16 protein-coding genes are annotated in these 16,488 nt (G+C 72.3%); 10 read left to right on the top strand and 6 right to left on the bottom strand.

From position 1 onward, the window contains the following. The first annotated feature begins 18 nt into the window (after positions 1-18). Positions 19-510 (top strand): hypothetical protein, encoded by a 492-nt coding sequence (locus ACIPPS_RS08640; RefSeq protein ID WP_401428500.1) that lies wholly within the window; start codon positions 19-21, stop codon positions 508-510. Between the two features lie 13 nt (positions 511-523). On the opposite strand, the gene ACIPPS_RS08635 is transcribed toward ACIPPS_RS08640, so the two are convergent. Together ACIPPS_RS08635 and ACIPPS_RS08630 are read right to left on the bottom strand one after the other, a co-directional pair. Continuing rightward, the gene (locus ACIPPS_RS08635) at positions 524-736 is read right to left on the bottom strand and encodes a dodecin (RefSeq protein ID WP_401428498.1); all 213 of its coding nucleotides are present in this window, start codon (positions 734-736) and stop codon (positions 524-526) included. 116 nt (positions 737-852) lie between these two features. Continuing rightward, positions 853-1,620 (bottom strand): GntR family transcriptional regulator, encoded by a 768-nt coding sequence (locus tag ACIPPS_RS08630; RefSeq protein ID WP_401428496.1) that lies wholly within the window; start codon positions 1,618-1,620, stop codon positions 853-855. Positions 1,621-1,815: 195 nt separating this feature from the next. Between ACIPPS_RS08630 and ACIPPS_RS08625 the strand changes: the two genes are divergently transcribed. The 8 genes from ACIPPS_RS08625 to ACIPPS_RS08590 all read left to right on the top strand — a co-directional run bounded on the left by ACIPPS_RS08625 (position 1,816) and on the right by ACIPPS_RS08590 (position 11,260). Continuing rightward, a complete protein-coding gene (locus ACIPPS_RS08625) occupies positions 1,816-3,072 on the top strand; it encodes an extracellular solute-binding protein (protein WP_401428494.1) in 1,257 nt (418 codons plus the stop codon). Then, positions 3,069-3,968, top strand: a complete 900-nt coding sequence (locus ACIPPS_RS08620; protein ID WP_401428492.1) for a carbohydrate ABC transporter permease — start codon at positions 3,069-3,071, stop codon at positions 3,966-3,968. Before ACIPPS_RS08625 ends, ACIPPS_RS08620 begins: the two co-directional genes overlap by 4 nt. 56 nt (positions 3,969-4,024) lie before the next feature. After that, positions 4,025-4,858, top strand: coding sequence for a carbohydrate ABC transporter permease (locus tag ACIPPS_RS08615; RefSeq protein ID WP_401428490.1), 834 nt, complete (start codon positions 4,025-4,027; stop codon positions 4,856-4,858). Between the two features lie 9 nt (positions 4,859-4,867). Next, complete coding sequence (locus ACIPPS_RS08610) at positions 4,868-6,367, top strand: beta-N-acetylhexosaminidase (protein WP_401428487.1); 1,500 nt, start codon at positions 4,868-4,870, stop codon at positions 6,365-6,367. Further along, positions 6,367-7,881, top strand: coding sequence for a cellulose binding domain-containing protein (locus ACIPPS_RS08605; protein WP_401428484.1), 1,515 nt, complete (start codon positions 6,367-6,369; stop codon positions 7,879-7,881). Before ACIPPS_RS08610 ends, ACIPPS_RS08605 begins: the two co-directional genes overlap by 1 nt. Before the next feature lie 206 nt (positions 7,882-8,087). After that, on the top strand, positions 8,088-9,338 hold the full coding sequence (locus tag ACIPPS_RS08600; protein ID WP_401428482.1) for an extracellular solute-binding protein: 1,251 nt from the start codon (positions 8,088-8,090) through the stop codon (positions 9,336-9,338). 234 nt (positions 9,339-9,572) lie between these two features. Continuing rightward, complete coding sequence (locus tag ACIPPS_RS08595; RefSeq protein ID WP_401428479.1) at positions 9,573-10,385, top strand: GNAT family N-acetyltransferase; 813 nt, start codon at positions 9,573-9,575, stop codon at positions 10,383-10,385. Next, positions 10,382-11,260: a lysophospholipid acyltransferase family protein gene (locus ACIPPS_RS08590; protein ID WP_401428477.1), complete on the top strand. Its 879-nt coding sequence runs from the start codon at positions 10,382-10,384 to the stop codon at positions 11,258-11,260. Before ACIPPS_RS08595 ends, ACIPPS_RS08590 begins: the two co-directional genes overlap by 4 nt. On the opposite strand, the gene egtD is transcribed toward ACIPPS_RS08590, so the two are convergent. Genes egtD through egtA form a run of 4 tightly spaced genes read right to left on the bottom strand, consistent with a single transcriptional unit; the run spans position 11,155 to position 15,456 of the window. Then, positions 11,155-12,120 carry an L-histidine N(alpha)-methyltransferase gene (egtD, locus tag ACIPPS_RS08585; RefSeq protein WP_401428475.1) on the bottom strand — a complete coding sequence of 322 codons (966 nt, stop codon included), beginning with the start codon at positions 12,118-12,120 and terminating at the stop codon, positions 11,155-11,157. The genes ACIPPS_RS08590 and egtD overlap by 106 nt on opposite strands. Then, complete coding sequence (gene egtC, locus ACIPPS_RS08580; RefSeq protein ID WP_401428472.1) at positions 12,117-12,884, bottom strand: ergothioneine biosynthesis protein EgtC; 768 nt, start codon at positions 12,882-12,884, stop codon at positions 12,117-12,119. Before egtC ends, egtD begins: the two co-directional genes overlap by 4 nt. Next, positions 12,884-14,200, bottom strand: coding sequence for an ergothioneine biosynthesis protein EgtB (egtB, locus tag ACIPPS_RS08575; RefSeq protein WP_401428470.1), 1,317 nt, complete (start codon positions 14,198-14,200; stop codon positions 12,884-12,886). Before egtB ends, egtC begins: the two co-directional genes overlap by 1 nt. Beyond that, a complete protein-coding gene (gene egtA / locus ACIPPS_RS08570; protein ID WP_401428468.1) occupies positions 14,197-15,456 on the bottom strand; it encodes an ergothioneine biosynthesis glutamate--cysteine ligase EgtA in 1,260 nt (419 codons plus the stop codon). Before egtA ends, egtB begins: the two co-directional genes overlap by 4 nt. Positions 15,457-15,589: 133 nt before the next feature. Here egtA and ACIPPS_RS08565 point away from each other — a divergent pair, with 133 nt between their 5' ends. Then, complete coding sequence (locus tag ACIPPS_RS08565) at positions 15,590-16,414, top strand: TIGR02452 family protein (protein WP_401428466.1); 825 nt, start codon at positions 15,590-15,592, stop codon at positions 16,412-16,414. Positions 16,415-16,488: the final 74 nt, after the last annotated feature.

The following is a 16,488-nucleotide window of genomic DNA, read 5'->3' as shown; positions in this document are numbered from 1 at the left end:
TCCCCCTAGGCTGTCCGTGTGACGCGTACCAGCAGGCCCCTCGCCGTCTTCGACCTCGACAACACCCTCGCCTCCACGGCGCACCGGCAGCGCTTCCTGGAGCGCCGACCGCGCGACTGGGCGGCGTTCTTCGCCGCCGCGCCGCAGGACCCGCCGCTCGCGGAGGGTGTCACGCTGTGCCGGGAGGCGGCCGAGGAGTGCGAGATCGTGTACCTCACGGGGCGGCCCGAGCGCTGCCGCAGGGACACCGTGGCCTGGCTCGCCGCCCACGACCTTCCGCGGGGCGGTGCCCTTCACATGCGGCGGGACAGGGACTTCCGCCCCGCGCGCGTGACGAAGCTGGAGATCCTCCGCCGGCTCGGCCGCGACCGGGAGATCCGGATGCTGGTGGACGACGACGAGCTGGTCTGCGACGCGGCCGAGGAGGCGGGCTTCACGGTCGTACGGGCCCGCTGGGCGGTGGCGTCGGAGGCGCTCATGGAGGCCCAGGAGAAGGAGGGGCGGACGTGACCGTCCGTCCTGGTCAGTCGTCCTCCAGCCGGAAGCCGACCTTCAGTCCGACCTGGTAGTGCCCGATCGCGCCGTCGACGAGATGGCCGCGGACCTGCGTCACCTCGAACCAGTCGAGGCCGCGGAGCTTCTGCGAGGCCCGCTCGATGCCGTTGCGGATGGCCTGGTCCACGCTCTCCGTGGAGGTGCCGACGATCTCGGTGACGCGGTAGGTGTGGTTCGACATGGGGGCCGGATTCCTCTCCTTAGGGGTAGTTCCACGGTGCCCCACCGGGCCCCGGTCCGCGACACGTCGGACCCGCCCGTGCCCGCACCCGCTCGCCGTCCCCTCCGGGAGGTCCCTCAGTACGCGTCTCCCTCCGTCGACGAGGTCACGACGCCGCCCTGGGTGAAGTCCAGCCGCGAGACGATCCGGTAACGGTCGCCCCGGTACACCGAGTGGACGTACTCGACGGGCCGCGCCGAGGTGTCGAGGGTGAGGCGCTCGATCAGCAGCGCCGGCGAGAGCACGGGGATGTCCAGCAGCTTCGCCTCGTCCTCGCTGACGACGGTCGGCTCGATGGACTGGGTCGCCTCCCGGACATGGATCCGGTGGTGGTCGCGCAGATGCTCGTAGAGATCACCGGCCTCCAGCTCCTCGGTGGTGAGCGCGGCGGGCAGCAGGTCCGCCGGGATGTGCAGATGCTCGATGGCCATCGGGGAGCCGTCGACCAGGCGGAGCCGGGCGATGTAGAGCAGCTCGGCCGAGGGGGAGATGCGGAGTTTCCGGCCGATCCGGGCCCCGGCCGTCGTCCTGGCCGACTCGAGGACGCGGCTCGACCACGTGCCGGCCGCCCGGGGCACCGTGAACGCCGAGTCGAGCGGCACGAGTTGCTGCGTGATCTTGGCGGGGGCGACGAACGTGCCGCGCCCGTGCTCCCGTACCAGCGCGCCCGTGGCGACGAGTTCGTCGACCGCGGCGCGCAGGGTGGGACGCGAGACGCCGAGGGCGGCGCAGAGCGTGCGTTCGGACGGGATCGCCACACCGGGCCCGCGTGCCTCGATCAGCCCGAGCAGATGCTCCCGCACCCGCTCCCGTTTCAGCACCCCGCCCGAGGGGCTGTCCTTCATGTGCTCTCCCTGGCTCCCCTGTGCTCCCCTGACTGGTCAGCTGGTAAGCCCCATCCTAGCCAGAGACGGTCACCACTGGTTAGGTGAACAGCGCATATTTTTCTAGGGGTTGACGGTCAGATTGGTCCATGCCACCTTCTGGGCACGCAGCTGACCACTTGACCAATTGGTCACATACTTCTTTCCGAGGTGCCCGTGAAGCTCAGCTCCCTCGCCGTCCCCGTCGCCCTCGCGGCCACGCTCGCCCTCTCCGTCACCGCCTGCGGCTCGGCGGACGACCCGAAGGCCGCCGGCTCCGGCGCGGTCACCGTGTGGATCATGAAGGACAGCGTCACCGACGACTTCCTCACCCGCTTCCGCGCCGACTTCGAGGCGACGCACCGGGGTACCACGCTCGACATCCAGATCCAGGAGTGGGAGGGCATCGGCGAGAAGGTCACCGCGGCCCTCGCCAGCAAGGACGCCCCGGACGTCATCGAGGTCGGCAACACCCAGATCGCGCAGTACGCGGCGAGCGGCGGCGTCCGCGACCTCAGCGACAAGGTCGCCGAGCTGAACGGCGCCGACTGGCTGCCCGGCCTCGCCGAGCCCGGCAAGGTCGACGGCAAGCAGTACGGCATCCCCTGGTACGCGGCCAACCGCGTCGTGATCTACAACAAGGACCTCTTCGCCAAGGCCGGCGTCACCGCGCCACCGAAGACCCGCGCCGAGTGGCTCACCGTCACCACGAAGCTCGACAAGGGCCCGACACAGGGCATCTACCTGCCCGGACAGAACTGGTACGTCCTCGCCGGCTTCGTCTGGGAGGACGGCGGCGACCTCGCCGTCCCGGACGGCGCACGGTGGAAGGGCGCGCTCGACACCCCGCAGGCGCTCGCGGGCATGGAGTACTACCGGCAGCTCCAGGCGCTCGGCGAGGGCCCCAAGGACTCCGACGAGGCCAAGCCCCCGCAGGCCGACGTCTTCGCCAAGGGCGACGTCGCCCAGATCATCGCCGTACCCGGCGGCGCGAAGATCGTCGAGGAGGCCAACCCGGCGCTCAAGGGCAAGTTGGGCTTCTTCCCGATCCCCGGCACGACGGCCGACAAGCCAGGCGCCGTCTTCACGGGCGGGTCCGACCTCATCGTCCCCGGGGCCGCCGCGAACCCCGACGCCGCGTACGAGGTCGTCGCGGCGCTCGCTGGCGAGAAGTGGCAGACCGAGATGGCGAGAGCGATGAGCTACGTCCCCAACCGCACCTCGCTCGCCCGGGTCATCCAGGACGACGAGGGCACCGCCGCCATGGCCGCCGGGGCGGCACAGGGTCGTGCGACACCCAACTCCCCCCAGTGGGCGGCCGTCGAGGCCACCAATCCGATCAAGCAGTACATGACCGCCGTGCTCACCGGCACCGACCCGGCGCGGGCGGCCAAGGACGCTTCGGAGAGCATCACCGAGACCCTCGGCTCGTGAACGGGCGGCGCCGGGCCGCCCTCTGGCCCTACCTCCTCGTCGCGCCGACCGTCGTCGGCGGAGCCCTGCTCCTCGGCTATCCCCTCGTCCGTAATCTGCTGATCTCCTTCCAGCACTACGGCATGGGCGAACTCATCCGCGGCGGAGCCCCGTTCGTCGGCCTCGCGAACTACCGGACCGTCCTCACGGACCCGGAGTTCTGGGAGGTCGTCCGGCGTACCTTCTGGTGGACCCTGATCAACGTCGTCCTGATCATGGTGATCGGCACCGCCGTCGCGCTGATGATGCGGCGGCTCGGCCGGCGGACGCGGATCCTCGTGACGAGCGGGCTCGTCCTCGCCTGGGCCAGCCCGGTCATCGCCACCACCACCGTCTTCCAATGGCTCTTCGCCTCCCGGCTCGGCGTCGTCAACTGGGTGCTCGTACGGCTCGGGTTCACCTCCTACGAGGGCTACTCCTGGCTCGCCGACCCCACCGCCGCCTTCACCGTCCTCGTGCTGCTCGTGGTGTGGCAGTCCGTCCCGTTCGCCGCCATCACCCTGCACGCCGCCCTGCTGACCGTGCCCGAGGAGCTGTACGAGTCGGCCCGGCTCGACGGAGCGGGGGCCGGCCGGATCTTCCGCTCGATCACCCTGCCCCTGCTCCGGCCCCTCTTCGGCCTGGTCCTCTGTCTCGAAGTGATCTGGGTCTTCCGCTGCTTCGCTCAGATCTGGGCCGTCACCCGCGGCGGCCCCGGCGACGCGACGACCACGCTGCCCGTCTACGCGTACCGGGTGGCCCAGTCCCTGCACCGCTACGACCTCGGCTCGGCCGTCTCGACCCTGACCGTGCTCCTCCTGGTCGCCGTCCTGATCGCCTACTTCCGTCAGTTGCTCCGGCAGGAGGCCGACCGGTGAGACCCCGCGCCCAGTCGTCCCGCGCCCAGTCGTCCCGCGCCCCGTCACTCCGCAGCGTGAGAGCACGCGCCCTGCGCCGACTTCCCCTGAACACGGCCGCGGCGATCGTCTTCGTCCTCGCCGTCTTCCCCGTGTACTGGATGGTCCTCACCGCCTTCAAGCCCACCCCCGACATCCAGGCGGAGACCCCCGTCCTCCTGCCCACCGCCCTCACCCTGGAGCACTTCGCGCACGCCGTCGAGGCGGACGGCTTCTGGCTCTTCTGGCGTAACAGCCTGCTCGTCACCGCCGGTTGCGTCCTGCTCGCCCTGTTCGTGGCGCTCGGCGCGGCCTTCGCCGTCGCCCGGATGCGCTGGCGCGGCCGGCGCGCCTTCGTTCTGATGGTCTTCATCGCCCAAGTCGCGCCCTGGGAAGCCCTGTTGATCCCCATGTACGTCATCGCCCGGGACGCCGACCTGCTCGACCGGCTGGCGACCCTGACCCTGATCTACTTCATGATCACCCTGCCCTTCACCATCGTGACCCTGCGCTCCTTCCTGGCCGCCGTCCCCGCCGAACTCGAAGAGGCCGCCCAGGTCGACGGATGTACCCGCGCCGAGGCGTTCCGCCGGGTGACGCTGCCGCTGCTCACGCCCGGTCTGATGGCCACCTCGCTCTTCGGATTCATCACCGCCTGGAACGAGTTCGCCTTCGCCAACATGCTCGTCATCAAGAACCAGGACGACCGGACGCTGCCCGTCTGGCTCTCCTCCTTCTCCAACGTCTTCGGCACCGACTGGGGCGCCACCATGGCCGCCTCCACCCTCTTCGCCCTGCCCGTCCTCCTCCTCTTCCTGGTCCTTCAGGGCCGGGTCGCCGCCGGGATGACCGGCGGAGCCGTGAAGGGATAGCCCGCCACCATGCGCCCGCCCCCGCTCGTGCCCGAACCCACCCACCTCTCCCCGCTGCCGGGGACGTTCACCTTCGACGAATGCACCGCCCTCCGGATCGCCCCCGGCGCCCACGGCGCCGCCGAGCTGCTGCGCACCCTCGTCGGACCCGCCACCGGACTGCGGCTGCCCGAACGGTCGGACGGGCCCGTGGTCCTCGCCGTCGACCCCGCCCTCACCGGCCTCGGGACCGAGGGGTACGGGCTGACCGTCGGCGCCCACGGGATCCTCCTACGGGCCGGGGACCCCCGAGGCCTGCTCGCCGGAGTCCAGACGCTGCGTCAACTCCTGCCGGTCGAGGCCCTGCTCGACCATCCGGTCGCGGGTGTGGAGTGGACCGTCCCGTGCGTGCAGATCACCGACGTGCCCCGGTTCTCCTGGCGCGGCGCCATGCTCGACGTCGCGCGCACCTTCCGGCCCGTCTCCTTCCTCCACCGCTACGTCGACCTCCTCGCCCTCCACAAGCTCAACGTCCTCCACCTCCACCTCACCGACGACCAGGGCTGGCGCATGCCGGTCGCCGGCCGCCCCCGGCTCACCGAGATCGGCGGCCATCCGCACGGCGGCGCCTACACCCGCGCCGAACTCACCGCCCTCGTACGGCACGCGGCCGAACGCGGGGTGACCGTCGTGCCCGAGATCGAGATGCCCGGCCACGTCAGGGCCGCGCTCGCCGCCTACCCGGAGCTCGGCAACCGGCCCGACCGTACGCTCCGCGTCTGGGACCGCTGGGGCGTCTGCGACACCGTCCTCGGGGTCCACGACGAGGCCCTGGACTTCTGCCGCGACGTCCTGGACGAGGTCATGGACGTCTTCCCCTCGCCGTACGTGCACATCGGCGGCGAGGAGTGCCCCACCACCGAGTGGCACGCCTCGCCGGCCGCCCGCCGGCGCGCCGCCGAGGAGGGACTCGACGGCCCCGACGCCCTGCACGGCTGGTTCATGGAGCGGATCGGCGGCCACCTGCGCGACGCCGGGCGCCACCCGCTGGGCTGGACCGAGACCGGCGCCGACCTCCCCGCGTACTTCACCGTCATGCCCTGGCGCGACACCGCCCACGGCCGCACCGCCGCCCGACGCGGCCACCAGGTCGTGATGGCGCCGCACCGCTCCACCTACCTCGACTACCCCCAGTCGGCGAGCCCCGACGAGCCGCCCGGCCAGCCCGGCGCCGTCGTCGACCTGCGCACCGTGCTCGGCACCGACCCCGCACCCGCAGCCTGGAGCCAGGAGGAGTCCGCACGCGTCCTCGGCACCCAGGCCCAGCTGTGGACGGAGTACGTCCCCACCGGCGCGCACGCCGAGTACCTGGCCTTCCCCCGGCTCTGCGCCCTCGCCGAGACCGCCTGGACCGGACGCCGGGACTGGCCCGGCTTCCAGGCCCGGCTGAGCCACCACCGGACCCGGCTCGACACCCTCCGGGTGCCGCGCCGCCTTTCCCCCACCTCCGCCCAAGGAGAGGACACCTGATGAGTACCCGACCGACGAACGCGGACGAGACGAACGCGGACGAGACGCACGCGAGCGAGAAGCACGCGGACGAGACGAGCTCCGGCGCGGCGACGACCCCCACCGCCCGTACCGGCCTGCGGATACGCGCCGCGCTCGCCGTCGCCGCCGTGACCGGCCTCGGCGCCACCGCCCTGACCGCCCTCCCGGCGGCCGCCGCCGGCGAGGCGGTGACCGTGCAGTACCGGCAGAGCGCCACCGGGGGCGACCAGGTGGAGCCCTGGTTCAAGGTGGTCAACACCGGTGCGTCGAGCGTCCCGTTGAGCCAGGTGAAGCTGCGCTACTACTTCAAGGCCGACGCGGGAGCCTCGTACACCTACGCCTGCTCCTGGGCGGTGAAGGGCTGCGGGAACCTGACCGGTACCTTCGGCACCCTCGCGCAGCCCACCGCCACCGCCGACCGCTATCTGGAGGTCGGCTTCACCGCCGGCGCGGGCAGCCTCGCACCCGGCGCCGACACCGGCGACATGCAGCTGCGCTTCCACCGCTCGAACTGGCAGTCGCTGAACCAGAGCGACGACTACTCCTTCGGCCCGACGCAGACCACGTACGCGAACTGGACCAAGGTCACCGCCACCGTCGGGGGCGTCCCCGTCTGGGGCACGGCACCTGCGGGCAACGAGCCGACCCCGACCCCGACCGACCCCACCACCCCGCCGCCCACCAACGGCCCCGCCCTGTTCGACGACTTCGACTACACCGGGCACGCCGACCCGTCGATCGCCGCCCACGGGTGGAGCGTGCGCTCCAACTCAGGGGGCCCGGGCGTCCCCGGAGCCACCTGGGCGCCCGAGAACGTGACCTTCGCCAAGGAGGGCACGAACTCGATCATGAACCTGCGGACCTCGACCGCCGGCACCCCCGAGTCGACCCGGCAGACCGAGGTCCTCACCCGGTCGACGAAGTTCCGGAACGGCACGTACGCCGCCCGGGTCCGCTTCTCCGACGCCCCGTTCTCCGGCCCGGACGGCGACCGTCTCGTCCAGACGTTCTTCACCATCAACGACCTCAAGGCCCCGATGGCGGACGACTACGCCGAGTACGACTTCGAGTACCTGCCCAACGGCGGCTGGGGCGAGCCCGCGAACATCCTCTACACCACCTCGTGGGAGACCTACCGGCCCGACCCCTGGGAGGCGGTCAACCAGCACTCCGAGGTCCGGGCGAGTTACGCCGGCTGGCACGACCTCGTCCTGACCATCGACGACCACACGATCGTCTACCACGTCGACGGCCAGGAGTTCGGCCGCCACGACGCCCGCTATCTCCCCGAGCGCCCGATGTCCATCAACTTCAACCAGTGGCTCATCGACCTCGCCGGCCAGCCCTCGACCACGGCGCGGTCCTACGACCAGAAGGTCGACTACGTCCTGCACGTGAAGGACCAGGTCCTGACGCCCGCGCAGGTGGCCGCCAAGGTCGCGGCCTACCGCACGGCGGGTACGGCCTTCGAGGACTCCGTACCGGCCGTCTGACGCCCCGGCCACCCCGACCGTACCCGGGGTAACGGGCAGGCGTGTACCGCACGCCTGCCCGGAACCGGGCCGTCCGGGGCTTGACCGCTTCGTTGGTCCAGACCAGAATCCAACCCACACACCCGCACGAACACGCCGTTCGGTCCCCCCACGACGGGTCAGCTACCCAACCGCACTCCATTCCTGGAACGCAGAAGGTGACCTACGTGAAGAACCGACACCTGGTCTGTCCCCTGGCAGCCGCGACCGCCCTCGCCCTCGCGGGCTGCGGGCTCCTCCCCGGCGGCTCCGCCGGCACCCGAACGGTCAACGTCTGGCTGATGCGCGACAGTGTCAGCGAGGACTTCCTCCAGCGCTTCACCGAGGCGTACGAGGCCGAACACGACGGTATCGAGCTGGAATTCACGGTCCAGGACTGGACCGGCATCGGCAAGAAGGTCACCGAGGCGATCCGGGGAGAGGGCGGCCCGGACGTCATCGAGGTCGGCAACACCCAGGTCGCCCAGTACGCGGACACCGACAAGCTCTACGACCTGACCCTGGAGTCCGTACGCGACCTGGGCAGCGAGGACTGGCTGCCGGGCCTCGCCGAACCCGGGCGCATCGGCGGGTCCCAGTACGGCATTCCCTGGTACGCCGCCAACCGGGTCGTGATCTACCACAAGGACCTCTTCGCACAGGCCGGCGTCACCAAGCCGCCCGCCACCCGGGCCCAGTGGCTCGACGACACCGAGAAGCTCAACCGCAACGGCTCCCAGGGCATCTACCTCGCCGGACAGGACTGGTACACCCTCGCCGGCTTCATCTGGGACGAGGGCGGCGAGCTGGCCGAGGACAAGGGCGGCGACTGGACCGGGGCCCTGGACAGCCCGGCGGCGCTGCGCGGCATGGAGTTCTACAAGGACCTCCAGTCGCTCGGCTCCGGCCCCAAGAACGCCGACGAGCAGACACCGCCCCAGGCGGAGGTCTTCGCCAAGGGCGACGTCGCCCAGATCATCGCCACCCCGAGCGCCGTCGCCGCCATCACCAAGGCCAACCCGGGGCTCGAGGACAAGCTCGGCTTCTTCCCGATACCGGGCAAGAAGGCCGGGCAGCCCTGCGCGGTCTTCACCGGCGGCTCCGACCTGATCGTCCCGGAGAACGCGCCGGAGCGGAACGCCGCGATCGACGTCGTGAAGGCCCTGGCGGGCGAGAAGTGGCAGACGGAACTGGCCCGCGCCATGAACTACGTCCCCAACAAGACCTCCCTCGCCTCGGTCGTCGAGGGCCAGGAAGCCACCGCCGTCATGGCCGTCGGCGCCGCGCGCGGCAAGGCCACGCCGAACTCGCCGCAGTGGGCCGACGTCGAGGCGGCCAACCCGATCAAGCCCTACATGACGGCCGTGCTCCAGGGCGACGACCCGGAGAAGGCGGCCAGGACCGCCTCGACCCGGATCACGGAGGCCCTCGCCGAATAGCCCGGGGGCTCCAGGGGGAGGGCAGACCAGCATTCAGCGCATACACACCCGCGATCCCCCGCACGGTCATGTCGAATCCAATCGGCCACGGAAGAAGTAAGGAGCCGGACCACCGCTCACCCGGTCCGGCCCTCACCGTCCCCCTTCCGTACGCCGGAGGAGCCCGACATGCCCGCACCGTCACCCGCAGCCGCTGTCGCACCCGCTGTCCCCGTCCCGGCCGGTGTCCCGCTCATGAGCGTCCCCCTCACCGGGGTCCCCGCACAGCCGCAGCCGCAGGAGCAGCCCCTCGCCGCGGAGCGGCCCACGGAGGAGCAGCCCCGCTACGTCGTCTGTCTCGCCCGCGACCAGGACGACGTCCGCGCCGCCCAACGTCTGCGTCACCAGGTCTTCGCCGGCGAGATGGGTGCCCACCTCGACGGACCGGAGCCGGGCCTCGACATCGACGCCTTCGACGCCTACTGCGACCACCTCCTCGTCCGTGAGGAGGCCACCGGCGAGGTCGTCGGCACGTACCGCGTGCTGCCGCCCGACCGCGCCCGGATCGCGGGGCGCCTCTACTCCGAGAGCGAGTTCGACCTCGGCCGTCTCGGCTCCATCCGGGACGACCTCGTCGAGGTCGGCCGCTCCTGCGTCCACCCCGCCCACCGCAACGGCGCCGTCATCGCCCTGATCTGGGCCGGGCTCGCCCGCTACATGACCCGTACCGGCCACAACTGGCTCGCCGGGTGCTGCTCGGTGCCGCTGGCGGACGGGGGCTCGCTCGCCGCGGCCACCTGGGACCGGGTCAAGGCCAGGCACCTCGCCCCCGAGGAGTACTGGGTCACCCCGCACAAGCTCTGGACCCCGGACGGGATCGCCCGCCCCGAGGGCCGCGTCGAGCTCCCGCCGCTGCTGCGCGGCTACATCCGGCTCGGGGCCTGGGTCTGCGGCGCGCCCGCGCACGACGTGGACTTCGGCGTGGCCGACCTCTACGTCCTGCTGTCGCTGCGCAACACCAACCCCCGCTACCTGCGCCACTTCCTCTCCCTCGCCCCGGCGCAGTGACCACCGCCGGCCCCGTCAGTCCCTGGCTCCCGACGTCCCCCTGCGCGCCCGACTCCTGCGCGCGGCACTCCGGTGCGGTCGCCGGGTCCGTCCTCGCGGCGCTCAGGCTGGCCCTGGGCATCGCCACCGTCCTCGCCGGGCTGCTGCTCGCGCCCCTGACGGCGCCGCTGCCGGCGGCGGGCCGGCGGGCGCTCGTCCGGGTGTGGTGCCGGCTGGTCCTGCGGGCCTTCGGTGTCCGACTGAAGGTCACCGGGATCCCGGCGCCGGCGGACGGACCCTTCCTGGTCGTCGCCAACCACATCTCCTGGCTGGACATCCCGCTCGTCGCCACCGTCCTGCCAGGGCGCATGCTCGCCAAGCGGGAGGTCGGGCAGTGGCCGGTGCTCGGCCCGCTCGCGGCGTGGGGCGGCACCCTCTTCATCGACCGCGACCGGCTGCGGGCCCTGCCCGGCACCGTGCGGGCGATGGCCGACGCCATGGCGGGCGGCGGCCGGGTGATCGTCTTCCCGGAGGGCTCGACCTGGTGCGGGCGGGGCGGCGGCGCCTTCCGGCACGCCGCCTTCCAGGCGGCTCTCGACGCGTCCGCACCGGTGCTTCCGGTGCGGCTGGAGTACCGGCCGGTCGGGCCCGCCGCGTTCGTGGGGGAGGATCCGCTCGCCGCCTCGCTCTGGCGGGTCGTGGCGGCCCGCGGCGTCACCGCCGAGGTCCGGATACTGGATCCCATGTCCACGATCCAGTATCCGAACCGGCGGGCGCTCGCTCGGGCGGCTCAGCGAGCCGTCGCCAGCGACAGCGCGAACCGCCCCTCCTCGTCCGTCCACCAGCGGGTCAGTTCGAGCCCGGCCTCGGCCAGCTCCCTGCGCACGCCCGCCTGACGGAACTTCGCCGACACCTCCGTCCGCATCTCCTCACCGGCCTCGAACGGCACCACGAGATCCAGCTGCGGGATCTTCACCGTGAGCGCGTGACGCGCCCGCAGCCGCATCTCGATCCACTCCCGCTCCCGGTCCCAGAGCGCCACGTGGTCGAAGTCGTCCGCCTCCACGTCCGCGTCCAGATCCCGGGCGATCACGGACAGCACGTTCTTGTTGAACGCCGCCGTCACCCCGGCCGCGTCGTCGTACGCGGCGACCAGCGTCGCCTCGTCCTTCACCAGGTCCGTGCCGAGGAGCAGCGCGTCGCCCGGCGCCAGCATCGCGCGCACCGAGCGCAGGAACAGCGCGCGCTCGGCGGGCAGCAGATTGCCGATCGTGCCGCCGAGGAACGCCACCAGGCGCGGTCCCGGCGTTCCGGGCAGCGCGAGGCCCCGCGTGAAGTCGGCGACCAGGGCGTGGATGTGCAGCCCCGGCCGTTCCTCGAGCAGCGCCTCGGCCGCCCCCGTCAGCGCCGACTCGCTCACGTCCACCGGCACATAGGCGGCCAGCTCCGGCAGCAGGGCGTCGATCAGGAAGCGCGTCTTCTCCGACGAACCCGACCCCAGCTCGACCAGGGTCCTTGCCCCCGTCGCCGCCGCGATCTCCGGCGCCCGCGCGATCAGGATCTCCCGTTCGGCACGGGTCGGGTAGTACTCGGGGAGCCGGGTGATCTCCTCGAACAGCTCACTGCCGCGCGCGTCGTAGAACCACTTCGGCGGCAGCTCCTTGGGCGTACGGGTCAGACCGTGGAGGACGTCGGCGCGCAGATCGGCCTCCGTGGCGTCCTCGGGAAGGGTGCGGGTCAGCTGGAACGGGCTCACGAGGACGGCTCCTTGAGCGAGGTGAGGGTGACGTCGGTACGGGTGGCGGTCAGCAGCGTGCGGTCCGGCACCTCGTGCCAGCGCGCGTCGTCGTCGTACGGTTCGGAGGCGACGACCGTGCGGACGACGCCCGGCGGGCCGGGCTCCGTCCGGTACCAGAGGGAGTCCCCCCAGGTGGTCGCCGTGATGGTGGCGCCGTCCGTGAGCAGCAGGTTCAGCCGGGAGCCGGGGGCCGCGTCGGCGACCTCCACCACCGTGTCCCCGAGCGCCCGCTCCAGGCCGTCGCCCGCCCGCAACCGGTGCAGCACCAGCGCCCACACCAGGGCGGAATCGGTACGTGCCTCCAGGGCGAGCAGCTCGGCGGCCGGCAGCGTGGCCGCGGGCGCGGCGAGCGAGCCGGGCCAGCCCCCCACGGCCCCGTTGTGGCTGAACAGCCACGGGCCCGAGCCGAACGGAGCCGCCGCGGCCTCCCCGTCCGCCCCCGGCAGCGTCGCGTCCCGTACGGCCGCGAGGAACGCACCGGCGCGCACCACGCGCGCGAGGTCCACGAACGAGGGATCGGACCAGATCGGCAGGGCCCGCCGGTAGCGCGCGGGCACGGGGTCGTCCTCGGCGTACCAGCCGATCCCGAACCCGTCCGCGTTGACCGTTCCGTACCGCTGCCTGCGGGGTTCCCAGGACTGTCGGTACAGCGCGTGCGGCGGCCGCATCAGCACCTCGCCCAGCGCCACCGTCGGCCCCAGGTAGGCCAGATGACGGCACATCAGGCGAGCTCCGCGTCCCGTGCGGTCCGGAAACCGGAGAAGATCTGCCGACGCACCGGCAGGTCCCAGTTGCGGAAGGTGCCCCGGCAGGCGACCGCGTCCACCCCGAACGCCCCGCCGCGCAGCACCTTGTGCGCGGGACCGAAGAACACCTCCGAGTACTCCTTGTACGGGAAGGCCGTGAACCCCGGGTACGGCAGGAAGTCGCTGGCCGTCCACTCCCACACGTCCCCGATCAGCTGCCGCACCCCGAGCGGCGAGGCGCCCTCGGGATAGCTGCCGGCCGGGGCCGGACGCAGGTGCCGCTGGCCGAGGTTGGCGTGCTCGGGCGCCGGCTCGGCGTCGCCCCACGGGTAGCGGCGCGAGCGCCCGCTCAACGGGTCGTGCCGGGCCGCCTTCTCCCACTCGGCCTCCGTGGGCAGCCTGCGCCCGGCCCAGCGGGCGTACGCGTCCGCCTCGTACCAGCTGACGTGCAGCACCGGCTCGTCCTCGGGCACCGGCTCCGTCACCCCGAACCGGCGCCGCATCCACTGCCCGCCGTCCCGCCGCCAGAACAGCGGTGCGGCGATGTCGTGCTTGCGGATCTGCTCCCAGCCCTCGGCGTGCCACCACCGGTCGTCGGTGTAGCCGCCGTCGGCCAGGAACGCCATGTAGGAGCCGTTGGTGACCGGCACGGTGTCGATGAAGAACGACGGGACGACCCGGGTGTGCGCGGGCCGTTCGTTGTCCAGGGCCCAGGGCTCGTCCGACGTACCCATCGTGAACGCCCCGCCGGGCACCAGGACTTCGGAGGGAAGCGGTCCGGTCTCCGTGGCGGGCGGCGGGGGAGCGGACAGCGCCTGCGGCCCCCTCCGCAGCTGATGGGTAATCAGCATGGTCTCGTCGTGCTGTTGTTCGTGCTGCGCGATCATCCCGAAGGCGAACGCCGCCTCCACCAGCGGTCGGCCCTCCAGCGGGGTGCTCGCGAGGATGTCCAGAACCCGGCCCCGTACGTCCGAGGCGTACGCACGGGCCTCGGCGGGCGGCAGCAGCGGCAAGGTGGGGCGGCTGGCACGGGGATGCTCGAAGGCGTCGTAGATGGAGTCGATCTCCGGGCGCAGCGCCTCACCCCCCGCGACCGACCGCCACAGCCACTGCTCCTCCTGGTTGCCGATGTGGGCCAGATCCCACACCAGCGGCGACATCAACGGAGAGTGTTGCGCGGTGAGTTCGTCGTCCTCGACGCAGGAGGTGAGGAGCGCGGTACGGTCCCGCGCGGTGGTGAGCGCGTCCAGCGCCCGCCGCCGCAGGGCCGCGGGGTCGTCGGTCACGGTCATGACGTCACCTCCAGAAGGTCGTCGGCGGGACAGCTGCCGGGCAGGACGTACCGCTCGTGGAAGGCGGCCACCGCACCGACGACGGCCGGGCTCGCCCCGATCCGGGGCAGCGCCTCCAGTGCGGCCGGGAAGGCGGCCAGCGCCGCGGTGTGCAGTTCGGGATCGGCGAGCCCGTCCCGGGCCGCCGCGAGCCAGAGCGGATTACGCGGAGCGGCCGACGAACCGGCCCGTTCCGCGAGGGGTTTGACGGCGCGATAGACCGTCTCGGCCGCCTCCGGATCGTCGAACAGCGCGGTGGTCACGGCCACCGGCACGATCCAGCCGTCGAGACCGGGCTGAGCGTCGATCATCCGCAGCTCCAGATGCCCGCGCGGCCGCACCGGCGGGAAAAGAGTGGTCATGTGGTAGCGCAGATCGTCCTCCTCGACCGGCCGGGGCCCCCCGGTGCGCAGCCACTCCCGGAAGGTCAGCCCCTCCGGGACGACCCACGGCGCCTCCTCACCGCGTACGCACATCACCGGAGTGTCGAGGACGTGCGCCGCCCAGGCGGCGCGCGGCTCGGCGTTCGGATCGGGGGCGAGCGCCCGCGCCGGGTCGAGATCGGTCCACAGGGCCTGCCGGGTCGAGCGCCAGCCGGTGCGGCGCCCCCCGTGGACGGGTGAGTTGGCGAAGGCGGCCACCAGGACCGCGCCCAGCAGATGGGCCAGCTGCCAGCGGCGGTGGTAGCCGAGCGGCCCCGGCTCCTCGTGGCCGGCGTCCAGGCAGACCTGTACGGACGCCGAGTCGCGCATCATGGCCCGGCCGGCCGGGCCGGTACGGTCGAGAGCCTGCTCCATCGCGTCGTAGCGGGGCTCGCGCAGGATCCGCTCGCGCGGCGCGTTCCAGGGGTCGACCCCGTAGCCGCTCAGGGAGAGACCGAGGGGGGTGAGTGCGTCACGTACCCGGCGCAGATCGGCCGAGAGAGTGTCGACGCAACTCATGAGGGAGCCGGCGGGAGGCGAGCTGAGCTCCAGCTGTCCGCCGGGTTCGAGGGTGACGGCCGAGGCCAGCGACAGCGATCGCACGGTGTCGAGGGCCGGGCCCAGCCGTTCGGGCGGGACGGGGAGCCGCGGGTCACGCAGCTCGTGGACGAGCCATTCCACCTCCACCCCGACCGTGCGGGGTGGGCCCGTCTTGAAGCAGATACATCGCAGCAGGTCTTCGGCCTCGTTCTCGGCTATGGCCTGACCGCCCCGCGGTATACCGCTCGGCGACATGTCGTTTCCTCCTGTTCCGATAGGCGCTGATTCCACCTAAAGCCACCGCCGACGGGCGTGCAAGAGCGCGTCATCGGCCTCAGGGTGAATATCCCGTTGCCCTCGGAGGGCGGATTCGATCATGCTTCCGGGCATGAGCGCACGCCTACGGGGGATCGCGAAGCAGACCGAGGAGCTCGTCGAGGCGGGCCGGTACCGGGCCCCCGGCGGCCGGTCCGTCTCCATCGAGGAGCAGCTGCGCGCCGCACTGGCCGGAACCCGTCTGTACGGTCCCGGCCCCGTCCCCGTCGTCCCCGACACCGGCCGCGCCACCGCGGTCGCGGTCACCGACGAGAGCAGTCTGGTCGCCGCCCGCCGCCTGACGGGGGCGGATCCGGCCTCCCCGGTGGCCGTCCTGAACTTCGCCTCCGCCCGCAACCCCGGCGGCGGCTATCTGAACGGCGCCCAGGCCCAGGAGGAGGCGGTCTGCCGGGCCTCCGCCCTCTACACCACGCTTCTGCGCGCCCCGGAGTTCTACGCCCACCACCGGGCGGAGAAGGATGCCTTCTACACGGACCGGGTGATCCTCTCGCCCGGTGTGCCGGTCTTCCGCGACGACCGCGGCGGCCTCCTGGACGAGCCGTTCACGGTCGGCTTCCTCACCTCGCCAGCCCCCAACGCGGGTGTCGTCCGGCGCCAGGCCCCCGAGCGCGCGGACCGGATCCCGGCCGCCCTCGCGTCCCGCGCCGAACGGGTCCTGGAGACCGCCGTCGCGGGCGGCTACCGACGGCTCGTCCTCGGCGCCTGGGGCTGCGGCGTCTTCCAGAACGACCCGGCCGAGGTCGCCGACGCCTTCCGGGCGCTCCTGACGGACGGCGGCCGGTTCGCCGGCCACTTCGACGAGATCGTCTTCGCGATCCTCGACCGCACGGCCGGACGGGCGACGCTGGGCGCGTTCCAGGACGCCTTCGGCGGCTGAAAGCCCCTGACATGCGCCGTTCGTACCCGCGTGCGAGGCTGAAAACGGCCCCAGCGTCCGAGTACCGCTGTCAG

Source organism: Streptomyces sp. NPDC090127 (genome assembly GCF_044746945.1).
In the GTDB taxonomy this organism is placed as follows: domain Bacteria; phylum Actinomycetota; class Actinomycetes; order Streptomycetales; family Streptomycetaceae; genus Streptomyces.
This window is presented reverse-complemented; position numbering and strand designations above follow the sequence as displayed.

What these genes read in the sequence shown, in the direction of transcription:
- ACIPPS_RS08610 (WP_401428487.1), top strand. Translation starts at nt 4,868, where the DNA reads ATGCGCCCGCCCCCGCTCGTGCCCGAACCCACCCACCTCTCCCCGCTG.
- ACIPPS_RS08630 (WP_401428496.1), bottom strand. Translation starts at nt 1,620, where the DNA reads ATGAAGGACAGCCCCTCGGGCGGGGTGCTGAAACGGGAGCGGGTGCGG.
- ACIPPS_RS08635 (WP_401428498.1), bottom strand. Translation starts at nt 736, where the DNA reads ATGTCGAACCACACCTACCGCGTCACCGAGATCGTCGGCACCTCCACG.
- egtC (WP_401428472.1), bottom strand. Translation starts at nt 12,884, where the DNA reads ATGTGCCGTCATCTGGCCTACCTGGGGCCGACGGTGGCGCTGGGCGAG.
- ACIPPS_RS08595 (WP_401428479.1), top strand. Translation starts at nt 9,573, where the DNA reads ATGAGCGTCCCCCTCACCGGGGTCCCCGCACAGCCGCAGCCGCAGGAG.
- ACIPPS_RS08605 (WP_401428484.1), top strand. Translation starts at nt 6,367, where the DNA reads ATGAGTACCCGACCGACGAACGCGGACGAGACGAACGCGGACGAGACG.
- ACIPPS_RS08565 (WP_401428466.1), top strand. Translation starts at nt 15,590, where the DNA reads ATGAGCGCACGCCTACGGGGGATCGCGAAGCAGACCGAGGAGCTCGTC.
- egtA (WP_401428468.1), bottom strand. Translation starts at nt 15,456, where the DNA reads ATGTCGCCGAGCGGTATACCGCGGGGCGGTCAGGCCATAGCCGAGAAC.
- egtB (WP_401428470.1), bottom strand. Translation starts at nt 14,200, where the DNA reads ATGACCGTGACCGACGACCCCGCGGCCCTGCGGCGGCGGGCGCTGGAC.